The following is a 20,816-nucleotide window of genomic DNA, read 5'->3' on the forward strand; positions in this document are numbered from 1 at the left end:
CGATCCGCTCTCTCTACCGACACGCTCGCAACGACGGACACATACCCGACACTGCAAACCCCGCCGAACACGTCGACAAACCACGACGTGCTCCCAGCCCCCGGACCGCACTATCCAATCACCAACTCGCACAGATCAACAACGCCGCATCCACCACCGGCAACGACCCCGAGTTGGACACCATCATCGTGCGGGCTCCACATCGAAACCGCTTGCCGCACCAGAGGAGCACTGGCTCTGCGGCCCGAGGACCCCGACCCCGAGAACTACCTCATCTGGCTGCGCGAGAAAGACCAATCCGACCATTGGCAACCCATCTCACCAACACTCATGCGCGCCCTCATCGCACACAGCGACCGCGGCAACGACCCCCACGGACAACTCCTTCGCTACCGAAACGGACGCCCAATCACCCGAAGCCGCTACAGCCATCTCTGGCAACGGATCGGCCGACACCACCCATGGGTCGCAACACTTGGCGTCACCGCACACTGGCTGCGACACACCACCCTCAAATGGGTCGAACGCAACCTCGGCTACGCCGTCGCCCGCGCCTACGCCGGCCACGCCGAACCCACCGGACACGACGGCCCACCCTCACCTACGTGCGCGCCTCCCTACCCGAAGTAGCTCTCGCGCTGTCCGCACTGGTCGGCGAACCGCACCCCCTCGCAACACCACTCGGCACCACGCCTCACGACTGAGTGCCATCGTCTGACGAATCAGCGGAGCAGGGCCCGGGCGCCGGCGGCGGAAGCGAGCGCCACACTGGCCCGGCCGTGTCTCCGCCGGTGCAGCGCCGAGAGTCTCCGGCCCCGCTGATTTGACCGGGCCGGGGGCAGGGTCGATCGTCGTCCCAGTGCCCGACGGAGGTTTCCGATTCCTCGCGACCGTGTGTCAACTCCGGCCGAACCGTGGCTCAGGCACAATTTTCGTGATCGGATTGGGGCCGCCTCGTTCCGTGCCTGTAGCTCGCCGACACACTCGTGGCGTCAGGGCTGTGAGCCGGAGGACCGTGCTGTCCAACCGATGGAGGCCATAGTGGCCCCCTCGGTGAACCACCGCTGGTCGGTGAATCTCGGGTGTCGGCTCGGAAGTTGTTGATATCGCGGAATATTGACCTCGCCGGGCGGGTCTGGGTGGCAGGATCGCTCTGTCATCACCGTGCGACGACTCGCTGGAGACCAACACTCATGCTCATCACGATGGACGGCTCCCATCGCCGGAAACCCGACCCTGTCGGGGTGCGATCGCTGCTGGCCCTGCCTGCCGGTTCTCTCGGCACCGTGGCCGGGCACCCTTTCGGGGACCCTGATATCGGCAGTCGCAAGACTGTCGCGTTCTGGCGCATCGACCAGTCGGGTGGCGAGCCGGCCGCGCTGGTGGCCTACGAGATCGGCGACGTGGCCAGCGTGCTGTCCCCGTTGCGGCACGAGGGCGCGGTGCTGGGGCGGGTGACCGCCACAGGTGTGGTCGACATGCTCGGCGGCGTCGCGCGCGATGACACGGAGACACTGACCGCGCGTCTGGCGGCGTTGCCGGTGGGGGCGATGGTGTTGTCGGACGCTTCGGGTTCCTTCACCTCCGGGACGGAGACCGCCAGTCTGGCGTTCAAGTCGAGGCGGGGCTGGCGGATCTCCGACGGCCTCGACGGAGCCGACACATTGGACGGTTTCCTGGCTCTCACTCCCGTCGACCCCGAGGCCGCCGAGCGGAACATGGTCTACCTTCACGGTGCTGTGCTGCTGATGCCCATCCTGGTGACCGTGGCGTGCCCGCGGTGCGGCGAACCGTGGGGCGCGGATCCGCCCGGGAGGTCTCGAATGACCGTCGAACGCGAGCTGCAGATCTGCTCGCGATGTGGGACGGACGAAGCCGCGCGCGACGCGGCACGGCTCCCGCCGATCGAGCCTTCAGCGTGGCCGGTTGCGGGTGGGATGGACTGGGGCAGTGTCGCTTCCGGTTGAAGACTGGGCCTGGCACGAATTTCGTGATTCTGCGATCGAATTGCTCAGTCGCTCAACAGAATCCGCTTGCGGAGTAGCTCCGGTTTGGCCCTGCCGAACATTTGGCGCTTGATTGTTTTGATGCGGTTGACGTGTCCTTCGACGGGACCGCTGTTCCAGCGAAGGGTGAATCCGGCGGTGACTGCGTCGAAGTCACGGCGCAGGCCACGCACGAACGAGTGCAGGGCCGGTAGGTCGTCTGTCTCGACGGCGCTCATCCATCGCTCCAGCTCACGGCCGCGGAGCTGGGTCATCATGGTCGCGAACGCGCGGACATGCGCGGACAGGCAAGCGAGTTGAGAGTCTGCGGCCAGTATGGCATCCAGTCGCCGGCGATCGTCGGATTCGAGGCCGGCGGGGTCGCTCATGATCCAGCGGACCACACGACGGACCGAGGGCGGCTTGGGGGTCGTGCGGGGAGTGTGGCCGGTGGTGCGGAATGCGTGTAGGTAGTGGAGCACGATCTTCGCGCCGCCGCGGTAGCCGAGGCCCTGGATCTCGTGGAACAGCTGAGTTGCGTTGGTGCAGCCTTCATTCCATCGCCGGTGCAGGTGTGGCTTGAATTCATCCAGCAGGCTCGGTCGGCGGCCGGTGCCGGTGTTGACCAGCAGCTCGTCGACGGTGGCGGCGCGGGCGTAGCGCCGGACAGTTCCGCGGGCGTGGCCGAGCTGGGTGCCGATTGTTCGGATGCTCACGCCGTCGTCGAGCAATGCGTGGACCGCGGTGTAGCGTTCGCGGGTGCGCACGGCCCACTTGTCGGTCCGGTTCGCCGGTGTCGCGACCGATTCAGTTAGGACCGGAATCTTGTTCTCGTACACGGTTTCCGGGTCGGTATCGCCGTCCGCGGCGACCGCTGCGTCCAAGTGGTTTCGGTGCCGAGCCACGACGCGTTCGACCGCTTCGCCCAGGTTGTGCCAGACATGCCACCGGTCCGCGACCTGCAGTGCATGAGGCGCTCCGGCCGCGACGCCCTCGGCATACGCGCCGGCGCGGTCCCGGCATACGACCTCCACGCCCGGATGCGCCCGCAGCCAGGCGGCCAGGGTATCGGCGGCGCGGTCACCGAGGACATCGACCGGGCGCCGGGTCTCAATATCGATCAGGATCGTGCCGTAATGATGTCCACGCCGCAGCGCGAAATCGTCGACGCCAAGGACCCGCGGAGTGGGGTGATCTGGCTCCGGCAGGGCGCGAATCTGACGCAGCAGCGTCATCCGCGACACCGACGCCGCCAGATGTGCGGTCAGCCGGGCACCGGCCCGGCCACCCAGCGTCAGCCCGACCGTGCACAGCAGACGCTGCAGTATCGTCGTGCGCCGGGCGTGCGGGACCGCTACACCAGTCCCCTGCTCTACGAAAGTTCTTCTCGCGCAATTGTTGTTATCACAGAGCAACCGGCGCACCCGCAGACGGAACAGCACCTCGCGGCCCGCAACAGAGGCGTCGGACAGCCGCCGTTCATAACGGCTATGCACCCGTCGGGAGATGGCTCCGCATCCGGGACAGGCTCGCCGCGGGTGCTGGCCTGAATGGTCAACACCCGACCGGAGGCGTGGACGCGCTCGATCGACAACTGGGCGAGATGCGGGAACAGGACCGCCACCGGTTCAAGATCAGAGCACTCGTAATATACTCAACTACCAAGTGCCCGTTAGCAATTCATGATGGGTCAATAACGCAAACCGCACTGGATCCCCAACCGTGACCCGTTAGTTCAGGTCCAATCGGGGTCACCCGGCCTATGCTCATGGGGTGATCAAGTCGCGATGCCCGCGCTGCGGGGACCTGATGGGCGAGCTGCCGCCAGCCAGGTCTCGGATGAAGGTCGACCGCGACCTGTTCGTGTGTTCGGCCTGCGGCACCGACGAAGCCCTGCGTGACGGGGCGGGACTCCCGCCGATCGAGCCCTCGGCCTGGCCGGTAACAGAGCGCCTGAACCTGAACGACTACATCACCTGAACAGCCGGATCACGTTCTAGCCGTTGGTTTGGCGGCAGCCTCATATAGCCGTGTTGTCCCGGATAACACTGTGCCGGGCGTGGATAGGTGTTCGATCAACGGCCGGCACAGTGCGGGAACACGATCGTCATAGGTCAGAGGGCCCGCAACATCTTCAATGATTGAGCGCCCGAGCGCATCCCGAATCGGGTCAATCACACAAACCGTGCCAGATCCAGTATTGGGCCGGAATCGACACCGTGGCGGCTGGCGGTGGCGTAGGGCGGTGGCGTAGGCTCCCTAATCCGCTTGTCAAGCCGCTGTGCACGTTTCCGAGTGGGCACCAGTCTTAAGTAGGGGGGCTGCTGCAGGATCGGGTGACAGTTGTTAGGCAGCGTGTAGTGCTGCTGGGGTCATGATGGTTTCGAATTCGATGGGGGTCAACCGGCCGAGGCGGGCTTGTCTGCGTCGACGGTGGTAGGTGCGTTCGATCCAGGACACGATCGCGATTCTGAGTTGCTCGCGAGTGTCCCAACGCCGCCGGTCCAATATGTTGTGCTGCAGCAAGCTGAAGAAGCTTTCCATCGCCGCGTTGTCACCGGCCGCGCCGACCCGGCCCATCGATCCCACGATTTCGTGAAAAGACAACGCGCGTAAGAACTTCCGGCTCCGAAATTGACTGCCTCGGTCAGTATGAAGCACGCAGCCGGCCACATCGCGACGACGGGCCACGGCGTTGTTGACCGCTGTGACCGCTAATCGCGATTTCATGCGCGAGTCGATCGAGTAGCCGACGATCCGGCCGGAGAAGACATCCTTGATCGCGCAGAGGTAAAGTTTCCCTTCGCTGGTGCGATGCTCGGTAATATCGCTGAGCCACAACATATTTGGTCGGTCAGCAGTGAAGTTCCGTTTGACGAGATCGTCGTGGACCGCCGGTCCCGGCCGGGTGGACTTTCCGCGGGATCGTTTGCCGAACACACTCCACCAGCGTTGTGACGAGCAAATCCGCCACGCGGTCCGCTCGGACATCGCCTCACCGGCGTCGCGGGCCTCATCGGCAAGGAATCGGTACCCGAACTCGGGATCGTCGCGGTGCGCGTCGAACAAGGCATTGGCCCGATACGCCTCCGTGGCCTCGGCTGAGGCCACGGGAGCATTCAGCCAGCGATAGTAGGGTTGGCGAGCGAGCTGTAATACCCGGCACGTCACCGATACGGGAATCCCGTCGGCGGCAAGCTCTTTCACGAGCGGGTAGAGCCTTTTCCCGGTAGATGAGCCTGAGACAGATACGCCGCAGCGCGGCGCAATACTTCGTTCTCTTGTTCCAGCAGACGATTGCGGCGACGTAGTTCCCGCAGCTCAGCAGACTCACCGGTGGGGACACCAGGCCGGTTTCCGTCGTCGATCTCGGCTTGACGCATCCATTTCGTCAACGTCACCGGATGAACACCGAAATCAGCGGCGACCTGCTCGAGAGTCACCCCGTCCTCGCGGTTACGGGCGACCCGGACCACATCGTCACGGAACTCCTGCGGATACGGCTTGGGCACGTGAACATCCTTCCAGGCCCGCCTATGGGCAAGCCAGATCGATGTCACCTATCCGTGCAGCAGCCCCCTACGTAGCCATCCAGGCAGCGAATGTGAAAAGCCATACCCGTCCCGCCCGCACACCCCGATCCTTCCGGACGACCGGGGGTACACCGAAGACGGTAGGGCGATGTGACTCGCCTCTGGTTGTCCTGCGCCGTTTCAGGTGCGGAGTTGTCGGTGGGGTGGCCGAACAGGACGTTTGACCTTCTCCGGCTCGTAGTCGTCAGACACTAACCACATTCGCCCCTTCGCATCCATCACCGTCATCTGGTACCGCACGACGGAGCGATTGCTGTGCCGGGTTTGGTCAGCGTCCATCGCCCATTGGAACTCCTCGGTCGCGCCTGCTTTGACCTGCGGCGCCACTGGCCGATCGCCCGTGACGAGGGTCTGAGTGCCCAGCGGAGTGAATTTAATAGGACGCAGCCAAACGGGGCTACCGTCGTCCTCGACCACGGCTCTTACTGCCATGACATGTACGTCGTAAACGCTTTCGTCGCTACGGTTCTCGACCATCATCCACCAGGTAAGCCTGCCCTCGTGCCTTGGTCCGGGCATGAACCAGGTTCGCAACAAGCGCACCTGACACGCTTGGTCCTCAAGCTGGGACCGCCGTTGTGACCGGAAGGTGAACACTGCTACCGCAACGCCGATGCAGGTTGCGAAAGAGCCTGTTGCGGAGATCCACGGGGGCACGGTCTCTGGTCTGACGTGCTTGATCAACAGCACCCATGCCAGTACGGCAGCAAAGGCCACGACGATCACAACAATGGTTAGCGGCACCCGCCACCGACGGAACATCATCCGGCCCAACGCAATCCACCGGTGAACCACTGTCCACACTGCGGCGTCCGGGCACTTCCACATTGCCCCGACCAGGCCCGCGCACGCTGCCACTCCAACGCTGACGAACGTCGACCCGGCCCATCCGAGTCCGAGAATCACTGCTGCCACGCAGAAACCGATCGCAGCAAGGATGCGGGCGCCGGCCGCAATCCACCGTCCCCGCCCGCGTAGCCAGTTCACCCGGTCGCCGTGGGCTCGTTGCCTCGGCGGCCCGATCTGAGGCTCGGAGGCAGGCGCGGCGGCTGTAGGCGCTGGATCGTCCGCGGGTACAGAGTCAGAGTCTCCAATCGGTATAGGGTCGGTACTCGAATCCGTCACCGCGCATGACCTCTCGCCTCGAAACAAGCATCCCGCTACGGGGTGCCGCAATGCCTCCGTTGCTGGAACGTGTATCGCCGTCCCCTCACCGATGTTTCGGGGTCACCTGGCCTCTTCTTCAGATACCTCGCTGAAGTGTTGCCGATCGGGCTCAGGACCTTGTTGCGTCATCGTGGACTGCCCCCCGGGCTAATATTCGGGTACCTGACGTCTGCCCTTTTGGAATTCGCGTCGCTGAGACTCGGGGAGGCTTGCACGGCGAAAAAGGGCCGCCAAAGCGTGAATGATTTCGGCTCGTTTATCGGGCGGTGCGCCCCACAGGGCAACGATGCTCACGATCTCGAGTGCGATCGCGAACGAAACAGCACCACAAGCCGAGATGAGCGCAACCATTGTACCGGCGTCCATCCGGATAAGATCCCTCTCCCTGGTCGAGAGGGGCACAGGCCAGCCTCAGCTCGACCAGATCGCAATCTGGTTGAACCAAGGTCCAGCCGACGGCTTCGGATTGGGTCCTAACCTCCCAATCGACAACGGGATCTTGAAAGGTTGTGCGTTCTGCCCAGCAGCGCCACCTCGACACTGCTGGGCAGTGCGCCAACGTCTGCAGCCTCGTGCTGAGATTCTCGCCGAGCGCGGACGCCCGGCGCTGCTTGCGGCACCCCTGCCCACTGGCGTCTCCCGGCCGTTGTTGAGATTCTCGCCGAGCGCGGACGCTCGGCGCTGCCCTGGATAACCTGCAGTTTTACTCTCAACCGCAGGGAGATCCAGTGCCATTGTCGTTATTTCGGCGCCATCTGTCCTGATGACTGGTTGGGAACCTTCCAGGAACATCCGCCGCACCCGGGGTTCCGAACCAACGTTCTCCGCCGAGGCGCTCGCGTACCGATGGAGGCGTCGCCGTCTGGTCCTCTGCTCGAATGGCAATAGCACGACGGCGACCGGCATGGTCTAGCGACGTTCTCTGGCATAGCAGCCTTCGTGCCGCGAAGTTTCCGGCCCAGCGAGCACCTCGCACCCGCACAACCTCTGCTAGTCTTCCCGTTGGAAGGATCTGCGAAAGATCCACTCACACACCCCAATACGTCACCGGTGTCCCGAGGGCGCAATAGAGTCCCCCCTCGCACACGAAAGCCGGTCGCCGACTCCGCGCAACCTTCGCAACCCGTCACAGCGGCGACCGAAATGACCGGCTTCGCTTCCACGCTGTCGAAACGTGTCGCGCGATGTACTTGCGCGGGGATACCTCGTGTCCGAGGTCGGCCAGAAACCCTCTGCGCGTCAGCATATCGGCTTCGGCTATGCAGGTGGCGAGGGTCAGGAAGCCCGTCGGAGACCTCCAGACGGCCATGCATTTCTGCCGACACGGCGACGCCATCAGCTTCCGAATGAAGAAGATGAAGGACCCTCTCGACCTAGCGCAACTGATCATCGCCTAGATTGCAACCACGTACGACGATTGGGGCTGATGGTCGGGCACATGACCGCCCTCCACGCCCTCAGCGGGACCGAAAAACCGGATCCAAGTGCCCATTGTGACCGATCCAGCGAAGTGGGCTGCCCAGGACCGGACGTACTCAGGGTTGGGTCGACGCCCCCTTGGAGGCCATCATCGACCGCCAACAGCCGTTCCACGAAATGAACACACAGCTCCACGGGCTTCACATCCTCAACGACCTCGTGCCGAGCCCGAAGTGCCCGTTGTGCCCCTGACAGTGGCATGATCTGGCCATTTCGACTGTTCGCACCCCGGTCTCCGAGGTGCTTCTTATTCCACTAGTACTAATTCGACTAGTACTAATTGAAGCACTTTTTAGTCTAGAAATCTGTTGCGAGAACCGGTTCTCATGGACTTAGGAGAGTTCACCCTCGGCTCAGATTCACGTCGTTCCGCCGGTGGCCACACGCAACTGACAGTTCGAGGCAACCCGATGCAACCCAGCCCAGACCACTCGCTAATTCGCAACCCGAAGCTGCTGCGCTCCGAGAGGCGACGGTGAGCGATTCAAGCCAGAGAGGCGAGCCATCCGGCGCCAGGGATCACCTGCACGTCGTGGTCCCTGATAACCTTCCGCAAGTCAATGACGCAGCAGCTAGAGTGCTGATCCGGCTCATCCTCCGGCTGGCCCGGTCGAATGCCGATCAGGTGGACGGCGACGACCACATCGAACTCGCCACCCCTGCATTCGTCACCGAGTTCCCTAGACCGACCGCCGGTACGGCACATGCAGCTCCTCCGTCCGGTTCCGTATGTGGAGAACAACTTCGAGGAGGCTCGGTACCGATGACCCGATTCGCGTTCGCCGGCAGAGTGTCAACGGAGGATCAGCAGGATCCCGAGACCTCCCGCAACTGGCAGCTTGCCCGTGCACAAGCGTTGATCGCCCAGCAGGGCCAGATCGTGGCCGAGTTCTTCGATGTTGGTCAGTCGCGGTCGATTCCGTGGAAACGACGCCCGCAGGCATCTCAGTTGCTCGACACGCTGAAGGACCCTGGACGCGGGTTCGACGCGGTGGTGATCGGGGAACCGCAACGCGCCTTCTACGGCAACCAGTTCGGGCTGACCTTCCCGGTCTTCGTGCATTACGGAGTCCAGCTGTGGGTACCCGAGGTCGGCGGACCGATCGATCCGGAATCCGAAGCCCACGACCTGATCATGTCCGTGTTCGGCGGAATGTCCAAGGGCGAACGCAGCCGCATCAAAATTCGGGTCCGCGCGGCCATGTCCGCACAGGCCCGCATCGAAGGACGCTACCTCGGTGGACGGCCGCCTTACGGATACCGGCTCGCCGACGCGGGGCCACACCCGAATCCAGGGAAAGCCGCCGACGGCAAGCGATTACACGTCTTGGAGGCCGACCCGGCGACTGCCCCAGTGGTCGCTCGAATCTACCGGGAGTATCTGGCGGGATTCGGGGTGTTCGCGATCGCGCAACGACTCACCGCCGATGGAGTGCTGTGCCCGTCAGCGCACGACCGCGCCCGGAACCCGCACCGCAGCGGGGCGGCGTGGTCGAAGAGCGCGGTGCGCTCGATCCTCACCAACCCTCGGTACACCGGCTACGAGGTATGGAACAAGCAGCGCAAACAGGAATCACTGATCGACGTGGACGATGTCGCCCTGGGCCACCAGACACAGATGACCTGGAACCCCAAGTCCGACTGGGTATTCTCTGACAAACCCGCACACCCCGCCCTCGTCAGCCGCGAAATCTTCGACCAGGTACGCCTCCGGCTCACCTCTCGCGGACCCACCTCGACCGGCCGCATCCTGAACCGCAAACAACACCCGTACGCCTACCGCGGCCTGATCATCCACGAAGCCTGCGGACGACGAATGCAAGGCAACTGGAACAACGGGCGCGCCCACTACCGCTGCCGCTACCCCGCCGAGTACGTACTCGCCAACGACATCGACCACCCCGGCGCCGTCTACATCCGCGAAGACCAACTCAGCGGCCCCCTCGACGACTGGCTCGCCGGCGTCTTCGCCCCCGACCGCATCCACGACACCCTCCACAAGCTCGAGCAAGCCCAACCCGACCACACCCCCGCCCTCGGCGACGCACGACGGGCACTCGCCGCGCACGATCGCAAGCTCGCCCAATACCGGGCCGCACTCGAAGCCGGAACCGACCCCGCCCTGATCGCCACCTGGACCGCCGAAGTGCAACACCAGCGCGACCTCACCACCGCACAGATCGCAGCATTGGAAGCCAGTCGAACAGCACAGCCACAGCTGACGGCCGACGAAATCGAGCAACTCGTCGAAACACTCGGGGGCATGGTGACGGTCCTCAACCACGCCGACCCAGAGGACAAGCTGGAGGTCTACCGCGAACTCGGACTCACGCTGACCTATGACCACACAAAAAGGACGGTCCAGGCGGAAACCCGCCCGAAACCGTCCATGTGCGTAGTGGTCGTGTCCGGAGGGGGACTTGAACCCCCACGCCCTTGTCGGGCACTAGCACCTCAAGCTAGCGCGTCTGCCATTCCGCCACCCGGACCGGTGATGGGATGAGCGTAGTCGATAGGGGGTTGTGGGATGAAATCGGTTGGTGGTTGGGGGGTTCGGGGTGGGTGGTGGGGGTCAGTGTGGGTGCAGTCCGGCGAAGATGATCGATAGGACGCGCTGTTGGCGGTGCGGGTTCCAGCCACCCTGCACTGCGCCCTGGGTTGTGCTCGTCGGTAACGCGGCGAGGTCGTCGGTCGTGACATCGTCTCGCACGGCGGACGCGGCCTGTGCCCGCGCAAGCAATTTCGCCAGCACATCGGTGAAGCCGTGATCGTGGTGTCGACCGGGACCTCGGTGCCCACACCGGCGAGCAATTCCACGATCGTCTTCTTCTCGGCCGACTCGGCCACGAGGTAGGAGAAGAACGTGAACAGCGCCGTGGCGGGGTCTCCGTCCCGGACGAGCCGGTGCGCCTCGGCCTCCAGACGCCCCCGCAGCTCTTTGACGATCGCGGCCAGCAGGTCCCGCTTGGCCGGGAAATGCCGGAAGAGCGTGCCGATGGCTACGCCGGCGCGCCGGGCGATCTCCTCGGTCGATCGCCCAGCGCCGAATTCGCTGAAAACCTCCTCGGCCGCAGCGAGGATGCGGGTGTTGTTGCGTCGTGCGTCGGCGCGGCGCGGTGTGGCACTTTCCGATTCGTTCGGCACTGTCCGTCGTCATCGAGGTGCCGTTCGCAATGTCGTCGTCCACCAGAGCGTCGACCCGAACGTCGTCGTCGGCGAGTACGAATTGGCCGGACCCATCACCACGACGGATCAGCCCGCCTCCGCGCGGTTCATCAGCGTGCTCACCGCCGAGAACGGGCAGATCGTGCATTGGCGGGAGTATCAGGACACCCTTGCCATGCTCACAGCCCTCGGCCCGCAATCCCCGTAATCGCGCCACTGCGAACACACCCGCGCCGAACTCGAAACCCTCTGCACCCGAGCGGGTTTCACCGCCCCCCACGAGCACGTCACTCCCCGCCACCTTCCCGCCGATCGAGGCCGCACGGTTAGGCCGTGCCTTCCTCGTCCGGCATGCCCAGGCCCAGGTGCTCGATGTGGTAGACGGCCTCGTCGAGGAGCATGGCGACGTGGTTGTCGTAGAGGCTGTAGATCATGCTGCGGCCCTGCCGGGTCGCCGTGACCAGGCCCATGGCGCGCAGCAGGCGGAGTTGGTGGGAGACGGCGGACTGTTCCATCTCGACCGCTTCGACCAGGTCGCCGACGGAGCTGGGACCGTGGCGTAGGCGCGTGAGAATACGCAGGCGGCTGGGGGTGGCCAGCGCCTGCAGGGTGGCCGCGACCGTGGCGGCCGAGTCGGCATCCAGTTGTGCCGGGGGCGTCGTTCTGCCCTGGACTCCGTGTCCCACAGCCGCTACTGTACCGTGCGGTGATTACATGAAGACGTCTTCATGTGTTCCTGTAAGGTGGACGGAGTGTCGGAGATGACCACAGCGCTTTCGGCCGGCTCACGCACCGGCCGTACGCGAATATCGACGCTGCCCGAGGTGCGGTGGGCCGCGCTGGCGACCGCGCTGTTCGTGGCCGGGCTGTCGGCGCAGTGGCTGGGCGCGCCCGCGTGGCTGTGGTGGGCGCTGTACCTGGCGTGCTATGCCTGCGGCGGGTGGGAGCCGCTGGGCGCGGGCCTGAATGCCCTGCGGGACAAGACACTCGACGTCGATCTGCTGATGATCGTCGCCGCGCTCGGCGCCGCGGCGATCGGGCAGATCTTCGACGGCGCGCTGCTGATCGTCATCTTCGCGACCTCGGGCGCGCTGGAGGCGGTCCTGACCCAGCGCACCGCCGATTCGGTGCGCAGCCTGCTGCACCTCGCGCCCGACCGCGCGACCGTCGTCGACGACAGCGGGCGGGAGCGGGTTGTCGATGCCGCCGATCTGGCTCCCGGCGCGGTAATCGTGGTCCGGCCCGGGGAGCGCATCGGCGCGGACGGCACGGTCGTGGCCGGGGACAGCGACGTCGACCAGGCGTCCATCACCGGCGAGCCGCTCCCGGCTCCGAAGCGGGCGGGCGACGAGGTCTTCGCGGGAACGGTCAACGGCACCGGCATGTTGCGGGTGCGGGTGGAACGGGATGCCTCGGACTTCGTCGTGGCCCGGATCGTCGCGATGGTCGAGCGGGCCTCGGCGACGAAGGCGAAGGCGCAGTTGTTCGTCGAGCGGGTCGAGCAGTGGTATTCGACCGGGGTGATCGCGGCGACCGTCGCGATTCTGTTGATCCCCTTGGCATTCGGTGCACCTTTGCAGTCAGCGCTGCTGCGGGCGATGACGTTCATGATCGTGGCGTCGCCGTGTGCCGTGGTACTGGCGACCATGCCGCCGCTGCTGGCGGCGATGGCCACCGCGGGACGGCACGGCGTGCTGGTGAAGTCCGCGATCGTGATGGAGCGCCTGGGCGGCGTCACGACGGTGGCGTTCGACAAGACCGGCACCTTGACACGTGGCGAGCCGCGCCTGGCCGATATCGTCTGCGGCGATACCGCTCTCGGCAGCGATCGCCTCCTTGCACTCGCTGCCGCGGCCGAGCATTCCAGCGAACATCCGATCGCGCGGGCTATCGTCACGGCCGCCCGGAAACGCGGGCTCGAACTCCCGCACGCCACGAATTTCGAGTCGCTGCCCGGGCAGGGTGTGCGGGCCACCGTCGGCGGGCTGGACATCCGCATCGGCAGTCCGGCGCGCCTGTTCTCCGAAATAGCATTGGCCGGAGTGACAGGTGGCGAACCGGGTCGGAGCGGAAACGTCGAAGGCGAATCGGCGTGGACCGCAGAGGCCGAGGCCGGAAACGCTGCGGCCGAACGCCTTCCGGCACCGGCCCGCGAGGCGATCATCGATGCGGAATCGGCGGGTAAGACCGCGGTCGTCGTGATGATCGAGGGCGCGGTCGCCGGAGTGCTGGCGGTTGCTGATCAGCCGCGACCCGAGGCAGCGGACGCGGTACGGGCGCTGACCCGGCTGACAGCGTCGCCGCCGGTCCTGCTCACCGGCGACAACCCGCGCGCCGCGGCGACCCTCGCCGGGCAGGTGGGCATCTCCGACGTCCGGGCCCGCCTGCTCCCCCAGGACAAGGTGGCCGCCGTCACCGCGCTGGAGAACGACGGTCACCGCGTCGCTGTGGTCGGCGACGGCGTCAACGACGCCCCCGCCCTCGCCGCCGCACATACCGGAATCGCCATGGGCCGCAACGGATCCGACCTCGCGCTCGACACCGCCGATGTGGTGCTGGTCCGCGACGATCTCACGGCGGTCCCGGCGGTCATCGCCCTCTCCCGCCGCGCGAAACGCATTGTCGTCGCGAATCTCGCCCTCGCCGCGACCTTCATCGCGGTCCTGGTCGTCTGGGATCTCGCCGGGCACCTGCCGCTGCCGCTGGGTGTGGCCGGTCACGAGGGATCCACCGTCCTGGTCGGCCTCAACGGCATGCGCCTGCTCGCCTCCCGCGCCTGGACCGGTGGCCGCGGACCGTCGTCCCGCACCCGAAACCAGAGCACCGCCGACAGCCAACCGCCATCCCACGAGCGGAGCCGGCACAGCGCCGCCGGTCGAGAGAGGTTGCCTGTCCACACCGGAAGGTAGATTCGCCGGTGGTCGTCATTCCCCTGCCGAGACCAGGTCACGAGCGACAGGGGCAGCCGCGGACGTGTTGCGGGGCAGCACGATCAGGGCGATGAGTACCGCGCCGACGAGGAGTCCGGCGCTGAGGGTGAGGCCGAGTGCGTAGCCGTCGTTCAGGGCGGCCGGCGTGACGGCAGAGCCGGTGCGGTGGCCGGCCGCGGTGCCGAGGGCGGCGAGTCCGAGGGACGCGCCGAGCTGGCGTGAACTGTTGAGCAGCGCGGAGGCCGTCCCGGTCTCGTGAGCGGCGACGCCGGAGGTGGCGACGGACACCACGGGCGCGAGGCAGAGACCGAAGCCGACGCTGGCGACGATCGACGGTCCGAGGACGTTCACGAGGAAGGAACCGCCGGGTTCGATCAACCCGAACCACGCGAATCCGGTCGCGGTCAGCAACCCGCCGCCCACCATCAGCGCCCGGGGAGCCACGCGGTAACCCAGTTTCACGGCGAGCACCGACCCGGCGATCACCCCCAGCGCGAACGGCAGGAATTCGACCCCCGCCAGCGCGGGCCCGGCCCCGAGCACCCGCTGCACGTAGAGCGAGACGAAGTAGAAGGCCGCGGCCATGGCGGCGCCGAGCAACAGGTTGTAGCCGTTGGCCCCAGCCACAGAACGATTCGCGAAAAGGCCGAGCCGGACGAGAGGTTCACGCCGAGTGGTCCGCTCGACGTGTACGAACGCGGCCAGCAGCGCGACGGCGGCCACCAGCGTCGTCACGGTCACCGGCGACGTCCACGAGTACTGATCGGTGCGGACCACGCCGAACACCAGCAGCGTCATCCCCGCCGTCGCCAGCACCGCGCCGAGCACATCCGGCCGCCCGCCCCGAACCGGCGCATCGGCCGACACGCTGCGCCAGGCCAGCACCAGCGCACCCGCGGCCATCGGCACATTCACGAACATCACCCAGCGCCAGCCCGCGTACTCGGTGAGCAGCCCGCCGAGCAGTACGCCGAAGGCTCCCCCGGCGGCATTCATCGCACTCCACACCCCGAACGCCCGCACCCGCTCCCGGCCCGTGGGAAATGTGGCCGTGAGCAGTGCCAGCGCCGCCGGAGCCAGGGCCGCCGCGCCGATGCCCTGCACCGCCCGCGCCGCGACCAGATGGCCCGGCTCCTGTGCGAACCCACCGAGCAGCGAGGCCAGCCCGAACAGTCCCAGTCCCAGCAGCAGTATCCGCTTGCGGCCGTACCGGTCGGCGGCCTTGCCGCCCAGCAGGAGCAGACCGCCGAAGGTGAGCGCGTAGGCGTGGATCACCCACGTCAACCCCGCCGCCCCGAAACCGAGACCGGCCCCGATCTGCGGAAGTCCGACGTTCACGACCGACAGGTCCAGCGACACCATGAATTGCACGACGGCCACCGCGGCGAGGATCAGCCCCGGTCGCGCGCCCGTTCTCGACTTTTCGAACATGTTCCGAAAGTAGCACCGGCGAATCGGGCTGTCGAGTGGGCAAGCATGATGGGACGGTGCCCCGAACACACGCATCGCAGGGCCGTACCGGGCGGCCGCCGCTGACCTCGCGCCCGCAGATCCTCGTGGCGGCGCGGCGGCTCATCGATCGAGACGGCTGGGAGAAGCTGACGATCCGGCGGCTGGCCGCCGAACTCGGCATCGGCGCGACGACCCTCTACCACCACGTGCGCGACAAGGAGGATCTGCTGGTCCAGCTGCTCGACGACTACGTCGACCAGACCGAGCGGCCCGACCTCCCCGACGACCCGCGCGAGCGAATCGTGGTGGCCGCCACCGCGATGCACGACGCGCTGGCGGCTTGGCCGTGGGCCGCCGAGGTGCTCACGGTCGACGGCTTCGTCGGCCTGCTCAGCGAATCCGCGCTGTGGATGGTCGAATCCGTCGTGGCCGCGGCCCTCGACGCCGGATGCGACACCGAGCGGGCCGTCGACGTCTTCCGCGGCATCTGGTACTACACCGTCGGCGAGATTCTCGTCCGCGCGAACTCGACCCGGCGTCCGGCCTTGCGCGACATCGACTTCGGCGGTTTCGACGCCGACCGGCTGCCGCGCCTGGCCGCCATCGCCGGCCGCTGGCCCGAACTCGCGGCGCGCGACACCTACTCGCAGGGACTACGCGCCTTCGTCGACGGGCTGCTCCCGGCGACCTAGTTGTATGAGGCCATGGCCTTGGTGACGCCGGGCTGGAGCGCGGGAAGCGGGGCTGTCCCCTATGGCTCCCCGGCGTCGGCGTGGGTCACGCGTCGCGGTGGAACGAGTCCGTGTTGGACAGCACGGCGTGCGCCCAGGGCAGCTCGATTTCGGTGGGTTCCGCATCCGGCTGCGGTCGTTTGACAGCCCGGTCGGAAACGACGTGCCAGGCCATATGCAGCGTGCCCCCGCGAACAAGCCCGGTGAACGACGCGATCGAGGTGGGGTCGTTCGTGGTGGCAAACGCGAAATGAAGCGCGTTTTCCCTGCTCAGGCCAATGATAGGCACCGTCGCGCCGGCGAACGAACTGTCCCCGAGCGCCGTCGTGAACGTTCCTTCGATGCGGCCGTCCCTGTCATCGGTGATGTGCAGGCGAGAGCCGTACTCGTTGATCCATGTGCCGGTCCAGGTTCCTGGCGTGTTGTTGTTCATGCCCTCAGGGTGCGCGGGCGGGGCTGCCGAGTGTGAGTGGCTTGTTTGCCTCCCTTCGTGGTTATCATGCCACCATGCTTCAGGTCGTCGCACTGGTGGCGGAACCACAGGCATCGTTCGAACTCGCCTGTGTCGCCGACGTTTTCGGTATCGAACGTGATGGGGTGCCACCCTGGGCCGACTTCCGGGTAGCCGCTGAACAACCAGGGCCGGTACGGGCCAAGGCGGGCTACCACATCGTTGTCGAGCACGGCTTGGACTCGGTCACCGACGCCGAGATAGTGTTCGTGACCGGATGGCCGACACCTGACGAGCCGCCCTCCCGCTCGCTCACGGACGCGCTGGTACGCGCGCACGCCCACGGCGCGACCGTCGTCGGCTTGTGCTCGGGAACCTACGTGCTGGCGGCCGTGGGCCTGCTCGACGGCCGTACGGCGACAACGCACTGGTCACAGACCGACGACCTGGCCCGCCGATACCCATCCGTTCAGGTCACGCCCGATGTGCTCTTTGTCGATCACGGCGACGTCGCCACCAGCGGCGGCGCCGGTGCCGCCGCCGACCTCGCACTGCACATCGTCCGTCGCCGCTGCGGAGCCAGCCTCGCCGATACCATCGCTCGGCACATGGTGTTACCGCCGCACCGCGTCGGCGGGCAACGGCAATATGCGATCCAACCCCAGCGACGCCACACCCCCGGGGCGATGGGCGGACTACTGGACTGGTGCGTAGACCACCTCGCCCAGGACCTGAGCCTGAGGGCGCTGGCGAAACGGTCCGGTCTCTCCGCGCGGACCCTGCACCGTCGATTCGAGACACAACTCGGCACGACACCGGCAGCATGGGTCCAACAGCAACGCATGATGCGCGCCGCCACGCTCCTGCAAACCACCGACCTTCCAGTCGCTGCCATCGCTGCATCCGTGGGGCTCAGCGACCCGGCCAACTTCCGCAAGCAATTCCGTTCGGCAACCGGAATCAACCCCAACCGCTACCGCGACACCTTCACCTCGGCCACCATGAACAACGTCCTGACCCGCAACACCTAGTCAGACGGCCCGCGCCGTCCCGGGCGCGTCGTCGTCCTCGCCCCGCATGGCGTAGACGCGCTCGAGGAAGTCGCGGTGCGCGCGCAGCGTCGAATCCAGCAGTTCCCGCCAGGTGCGGCGATCGACCCGGGTATCGCTCGCCCTCCGCCACAATGCCGCAGTTGCGCGCGTCTACCCGCCAGTCCGGGCGTTCTATGCCGAACCGACCGGCCAGCTGCCGATTCAGTTTGATGCCTGATTCCGACTTGCGCCGGGTGGGATCAGCAGCCCGCGAGGATGTTTCGGAGGGTGTCCTGCTCGTCCTGCTGGATGGTCAACTGCCATGCCGATTTCGACGCCACCCACATCTCCGCGTAGGTGCAGCGGTAGGAGGCGTTCGGCGGCATCCACTGGGTCGGGTCCTGATCGCCCTTGGCGCGGTTCGACGCCGCCGACACCGCGATGAGCTGCGGATGTTCCAGATCGTTGGCGAACTTCTCGCGCTGGTCGGTGCTCCATTCGTCGGCGCCGGACCGCCACGCCTCGGCCAGCGGGACGATGTGATCGATATCGATCTCGGAGGGTTTGGTGATGGTCTTGCCGTCGTAGGGCGACTCCCATGTCCCGGCGGTCGGGCGGCAGGAGCCGTCGACCTCCACACCGGTTCCGTCCCGTCGCAACACCTCTTCCCGTGTCGTGCACTCGCCGGACACCGTGCTCCAGTGCGGGAACTTCTCGCGTGAGTATCCGCTCATGGATCCCTCGTCGGCGACCCGGAGCGACCCGAGCATGTCACGGGCGGCGCCGGCGTCCGGAATTCCGGGCGGTTCGGCCCCCGCCGTGCCGGGCAGGCAGGCCACCGCGGCCGCCGATATCGCTACGCAGACAACCATGGTGAGGCCTCGCATACATCGTCCATCCATTCGGAGGGTTCGGATGTATGCCGAAACTAGTTAGCCGCAATAAAAACCACATGGACGTCCGGTATCCATTGGCGAAACCTTGTGGAACAGCGCCGTTTTGATCCTCAGTCTCGCAGGCGCCCGACGATCTTCTCGGCGATCCTGCTCGTACCGGCCGGATTCGGGTGATACATCCCGGCCGCGGCGGTCGGGTCGGCGGGCCGCGGCGGGTGCTGGAAGTCGAAGACCCACGGGTCGGCGGTGCAGGCGGTGTGGTTCTCGGCGTCGGCGACGGAGACGATCTGCGCGCCGCTCTCGCGTGCGGCCCGCGCCGTGGCGGCGATCAGACCGTCGTACGTGGCGCGGGCCGCGGCGGCCTGGGTGGGCGTCATCGGCGCGGCGGCGCAGGTGGAGCCGTCGGACGGCAGGACGGGCAGGTACTGGACGAGCAGGACCGTCGCCTCCGGTGCGCGATCCCGTACCGCCGCAACGATATCGGCCAGCGCGCGGGTGACCGTGTCGAAATCGTCCGGCGTCGCCGGTTGGGTGCGCGTCACGCCGTCGCAGAGACCGGCGACGGCCCCGGCGACGATCTCGCAGCCGCTGCCGGTGAGCATGGAGCCGATCAGATTCAGGTCGTTGCCGCCGACGCTGACGGTCACGAGCCTGGTGTAGGAGGTGACGGCGCCGATCTGGGGTGGCATCACCGTGCCGGCCACGGTCTGCGGGCGGTACAGGATGTCGTCGGTGGTCGCGCCCGAACAGCTCACGTCGACCAGATCGAGGTTCGCGGCCTCGGCGACGCGGTGCGGGTAGTTGCGGGCCGAGCGCGCGCACGGGCCGTCGGCCACCGGTTCCAGCCCCGGACCCGCGGCATAGGAACTTCCCAGTGCGACATAGCGAGCCCCGGCGGGCACAGGCGCGGCGTGTGCGTCGGCACACGGCAGCCCCACCGCGAGGATCGCCGCCAGAGCCCCCAGCAGTCGTGACGTCATCGTCGACCGAACCTCCCATCCGGCGCAAAGATCGTCTCGAGATCCGATGAGGATACCGCACGAAAAATCCCCCAGCCGGGGCCGGAGGATTTATATGTAACTCTGAGTTACAGATACTGTCGGGGAGGGTCGATTCTGCCGCTACACCCCCGTCCAGCACAACACCATGAATCTAGCACGACCCGTGCCGTCCCGCTCGCCGGGGGCAGCGGGACGAATCGGCGGCGAACGAGGTCCTAGACCGGTCGCGCGTGTCCCCCTCTCGCGGACGACAACTGCGCCGCCCCGTCACCGGTGAGTTCGGCGAAGACCTCGCGGCCGCTGGCGAGCATCAGCAGAGCGCCGACCGGACCTTCGACCCTCGGCCCCGAGCCGACGGCCCAGTCGGCGTCGGTGGCGACGAGACGGAAGCCGCCCAGCCGCTGCTTCGCGTGGAAGAGCCAATTCGTATCCCAGACCCGCTCCAAGGCGAGTATGCCTGCGGCGGTGGGTATCTCGCAGCGGCGGCCCAGTGGGATCGCGATGTCCCCGGTGTGTACGAGGACGTCCATCAGGCGATCGGCGGGTGTGGTGCCCAGCGGGGTCTTCCGCAGCGGGACGCACGCGCGCATTTCGGCGAGCAGTTGCGCGGGGGTCGCGCCGTCCGTGTGGCGCAGCGCCATGTCGAAATTGAGGCGCGCGATGCTGCCGCGGGCCTTCGCGAGTTCGGCCAGCAGCCGCAGCGTGTTCGGATCGCTGCTGATGACGACGTGCGCGACGACCTCGCGGATCCGCCATCCCGCGCACAACGAGGGCTGGTCCCAGTCCGCGTCGGCGAGGTCGTCGAGTAGGTCGATCATGCCGGTGCGCGCGGCCGACACCGCGGTCCAGATCTCGTCGGGCGTCATTGTCATCGGAGGATTCCTTCCGTATCGGGCCCTTGTACGCTAGAAACTCCACCCGGGTGGAGGTGCAAG

At 66.5% G+C, this 20,816-nt stretch carries 19 protein-coding genes, 1 tRNA gene and 2 pseudogenes; 8 read left to right on the forward strand and 14 right to left on the reverse strand.

Translation table 11 applies throughout. The annotated features are described in order from the left end of the window. Window positions 1-87: 87 nt before the first annotated feature. Window positions 88-630 (forward strand): tyrosine-type recombinase/integrase, encoded by a 543-nt coding sequence (locus ON41_RS43780; RefSeq protein WP_218003465.1) that lies wholly within the window; start codon window positions 88-90, stop codon window positions 628-630. 563 nt (window positions 631-1,193) lie between these two features. Then, a complete protein-coding gene (locus tag ON41_RS15340) occupies window positions 1,194-1,967 on the forward strand; it encodes a hypothetical protein (protein ID WP_040748307.1) in 774 nt (257 codons plus the stop codon). A 44-nt stretch (window positions 1,968-2,011) separates the two neighbouring features. Here the strand turns inward: ON41_RS15340 and ON41_RS15345 are convergent, their stop codons facing one another. Further along, window positions 2,012-3,481 (reverse strand): ISL3 family transposase, encoded by a 1,470-nt coding sequence (locus ON41_RS15345; protein ID WP_246829535.1) that lies wholly within the window; start codon window positions 3,479-3,481, stop codon window positions 2,012-2,014. A gap of 277 nt (window positions 3,482-3,758) precedes the next feature. Here ON41_RS15345 and ON41_RS40270 point away from each other — a divergent pair, with 277 nt between their 5' ends. Further along, the gene (locus tag ON41_RS40270; RefSeq protein ID WP_083905374.1) at window positions 3,759-3,965 is read left to right on the forward strand and encodes a hypothetical protein; all 207 of its coding nucleotides are present in this window, start codon (window positions 3,759-3,761) and stop codon (window positions 3,963-3,965) included. A gap of 366 nt (window positions 3,966-4,331) precedes the next feature. On the opposite strand, the gene ON41_RS15350 is transcribed toward ON41_RS40270, so the two are convergent. Together ON41_RS15350 and ON41_RS15355 are read right to left on the reverse strand one after the other, a co-directional pair. Next, window positions 4,332-5,497, reverse strand: a protein-coding gene (locus tag ON41_RS15350; protein WP_085995690.1) for an IS3 family transposase whose coding sequence is annotated in 2 segments (ribosomal slippage) — window positions 4,332-5,210 and window positions 5,213-5,497 — 1,164 coding nt in all. Because the reading frame shifts where the segments join, the coding sequence is not laid out codon by codon here. Between the two features lie 201 nt (window positions 5,498-5,698). Continuing rightward, window positions 5,699-6,565 (reverse strand): hypothetical protein, encoded by an 867-nt coding sequence (locus ON41_RS15355; RefSeq protein ID WP_157185481.1) that lies wholly within the window; start codon window positions 6,563-6,565, stop codon window positions 5,699-5,701. Window positions 6,566-8,987: 2,422 nt separating this feature from the next. On the opposite strand from ON41_RS15355, the pseudogene ON41_RS43065 reads away from it, so the two are divergent. Further along, a pseudogene (locus tag ON41_RS43065) lies at window positions 8,988-9,890 on the forward strand (recombinase family protein); the annotation flags it as partial. On the opposite strand, the gene ON41_RS43070 reads toward ON41_RS43065, so the two are convergent. The 4 genes and pseudogenes from ON41_RS43070 to ON41_RS43790 form a co-directional block, all read right to left on the reverse strand. Further along, complete coding sequence (locus ON41_RS43070; protein WP_246461652.1) at window positions 9,798-10,508, reverse strand: hypothetical protein; 711 nt, start codon at window positions 10,506-10,508, stop codon at window positions 9,798-9,800. The pseudogene ON41_RS43065 and the gene ON41_RS43070 sit on opposite strands and share 93 nt — an antisense overlap. Window positions 10,509-10,629: 121 nt before the next feature. Then, window positions 10,630-10,713 (reverse strand) — tRNA-Leu (locus ON41_RS15370). A gap of 83 nt (window positions 10,714-10,796) precedes the next feature. Next, a complete protein-coding gene (locus tag ON41_RS43785) occupies window positions 10,797-10,976 on the reverse strand; it encodes an SbtR family transcriptional regulator (RefSeq protein WP_373281347.1) in 180 nt (59 codons plus the stop codon). A gap of 203 nt (window positions 10,977-11,179) precedes the next feature. After that, window positions 11,180-11,368: pseudogene (locus tag ON41_RS43790) on the reverse strand (helix-turn-helix domain-containing protein); the annotation flags it as partial. On the opposite strand from ON41_RS43790, the gene ON41_RS41605 reads away from it, so the two are divergent. Beyond that, entirely contained in the window at window positions 11,343-11,597 is a 255-nt protein-coding gene (locus ON41_RS41605; protein ID WP_157185482.1) for a nuclear transport factor 2 family protein, read from the forward strand. The pseudogene ON41_RS43790 and the gene ON41_RS41605 overlap by 26 nt on opposite strands. Window positions 11,598-11,715: 118 nt before the next feature. On the opposite strand, the gene ON41_RS15385 is transcribed toward ON41_RS41605, so the two are convergent. Further along, complete coding sequence (locus ON41_RS15385; RefSeq protein WP_040748312.1) at window positions 11,716-12,075, reverse strand: ArsR/SmtB family transcription factor; 360 nt, start codon at window positions 12,073-12,075, stop codon at window positions 11,716-11,718. A 75-nt stretch (window positions 12,076-12,150) separates the two neighbouring features. Here ON41_RS15385 and ON41_RS15390 point away from each other — a divergent pair, with 75 nt between their 5' ends. Beyond that, window positions 12,151-14,298, forward strand: a complete 2,148-nt coding sequence (locus tag ON41_RS15390) for a heavy metal translocating P-type ATPase (RefSeq protein ID WP_083905375.1) — start codon at window positions 12,151-12,153, stop codon at window positions 14,296-14,298. A gap of 15 nt (window positions 14,299-14,313) precedes the next feature. On the opposite strand, the gene ON41_RS15395 is transcribed toward ON41_RS15390, so the two are convergent. Continuing rightward, complete coding sequence (locus tag ON41_RS15395) at window positions 14,314-15,750, reverse strand: MFS transporter (protein WP_051161562.1); 1,437 nt, start codon at window positions 15,748-15,750, stop codon at window positions 14,314-14,316. Between the two features lie 56 nt (window positions 15,751-15,806). On the opposite strand from ON41_RS15395, the gene ON41_RS15400 reads away from it, so the two are divergent. Beyond that, window positions 15,807-16,463, forward strand: a complete 657-nt coding sequence (locus ON41_RS15400; RefSeq protein WP_040748469.1) for a TetR/AcrR family transcriptional regulator — start codon at window positions 15,807-15,809, stop codon at window positions 16,461-16,463. Between the two features lie 85 nt (window positions 16,464-16,548). On the opposite strand, the gene ON41_RS15405 is transcribed toward ON41_RS15400, so the two are convergent. Beyond that, window positions 16,549-16,935: an avidin/streptavidin family protein gene (locus ON41_RS15405; protein WP_040748313.1), complete on the reverse strand. Its 387-nt coding sequence runs from the start codon at window positions 16,933-16,935 to the stop codon at window positions 16,549-16,551. A gap of 74 nt (window positions 16,936-17,009) precedes the next feature. Between ON41_RS15405 and ON41_RS15410 the strand changes: the two genes are divergently transcribed. Further along, window positions 17,010-17,984: a GlxA family transcriptional regulator gene (locus ON41_RS15410; RefSeq protein WP_040748314.1), complete on the forward strand. Its 975-nt coding sequence runs from the start codon at window positions 17,010-17,012 to the stop codon at window positions 17,982-17,984. On the opposite strand, the gene ON41_RS41610 is transcribed toward ON41_RS15410, so the two are convergent. The 4 genes from ON41_RS41610 to ON41_RS15425 all read right to left on the reverse strand — a co-directional run bounded on the left by ON41_RS41610 (window position 17,985) and on the right by ON41_RS15425 (window position 20,753). Beyond that, a complete protein-coding gene (locus ON41_RS41610; RefSeq protein ID WP_157185483.1) occupies window positions 17,985-18,137 on the reverse strand; it encodes a hypothetical protein in 153 nt (50 codons plus the stop codon). It lies immediately after the preceding gene. A 107-nt stretch (window positions 18,138-18,244) separates the two neighbouring features. Then, window positions 18,245-18,871, reverse strand: coding sequence for an HNH endonuclease family protein (locus ON41_RS15415; protein WP_246461653.1), 627 nt, complete (start codon window positions 18,869-18,871; stop codon window positions 18,245-18,247). A gap of 119 nt (window positions 18,872-18,990) precedes the next feature. Continuing rightward, window positions 18,991-19,860 carry an SGNH/GDSL hydrolase family protein gene (locus ON41_RS15420; RefSeq protein ID WP_051161565.1) on the reverse strand — a complete coding sequence of 290 codons (870 nt, stop codon included), beginning with the start codon at window positions 19,858-19,860 and terminating at the stop codon, window positions 18,991-18,993. A 236-nt stretch (window positions 19,861-20,096) separates the two neighbouring features. Beyond that, complete coding sequence (locus ON41_RS15425; protein ID WP_051161567.1) at window positions 20,097-20,753, reverse strand: maleylpyruvate isomerase family mycothiol-dependent enzyme; 657 nt, start codon at window positions 20,751-20,753, stop codon at window positions 20,097-20,099. Window positions 20,754-20,816 lie beyond the last annotated feature (63 nt).

It is taken from the genome of Nocardia transvalensis NBRC 15921 (genome assembly GCF_000308875.1).
In the GTDB taxonomy this organism is placed as follows: domain Bacteria; phylum Actinomycetota; class Actinomycetes; order Mycobacteriales; family Mycobacteriaceae; genus Nocardia; species Nocardia transvalensis.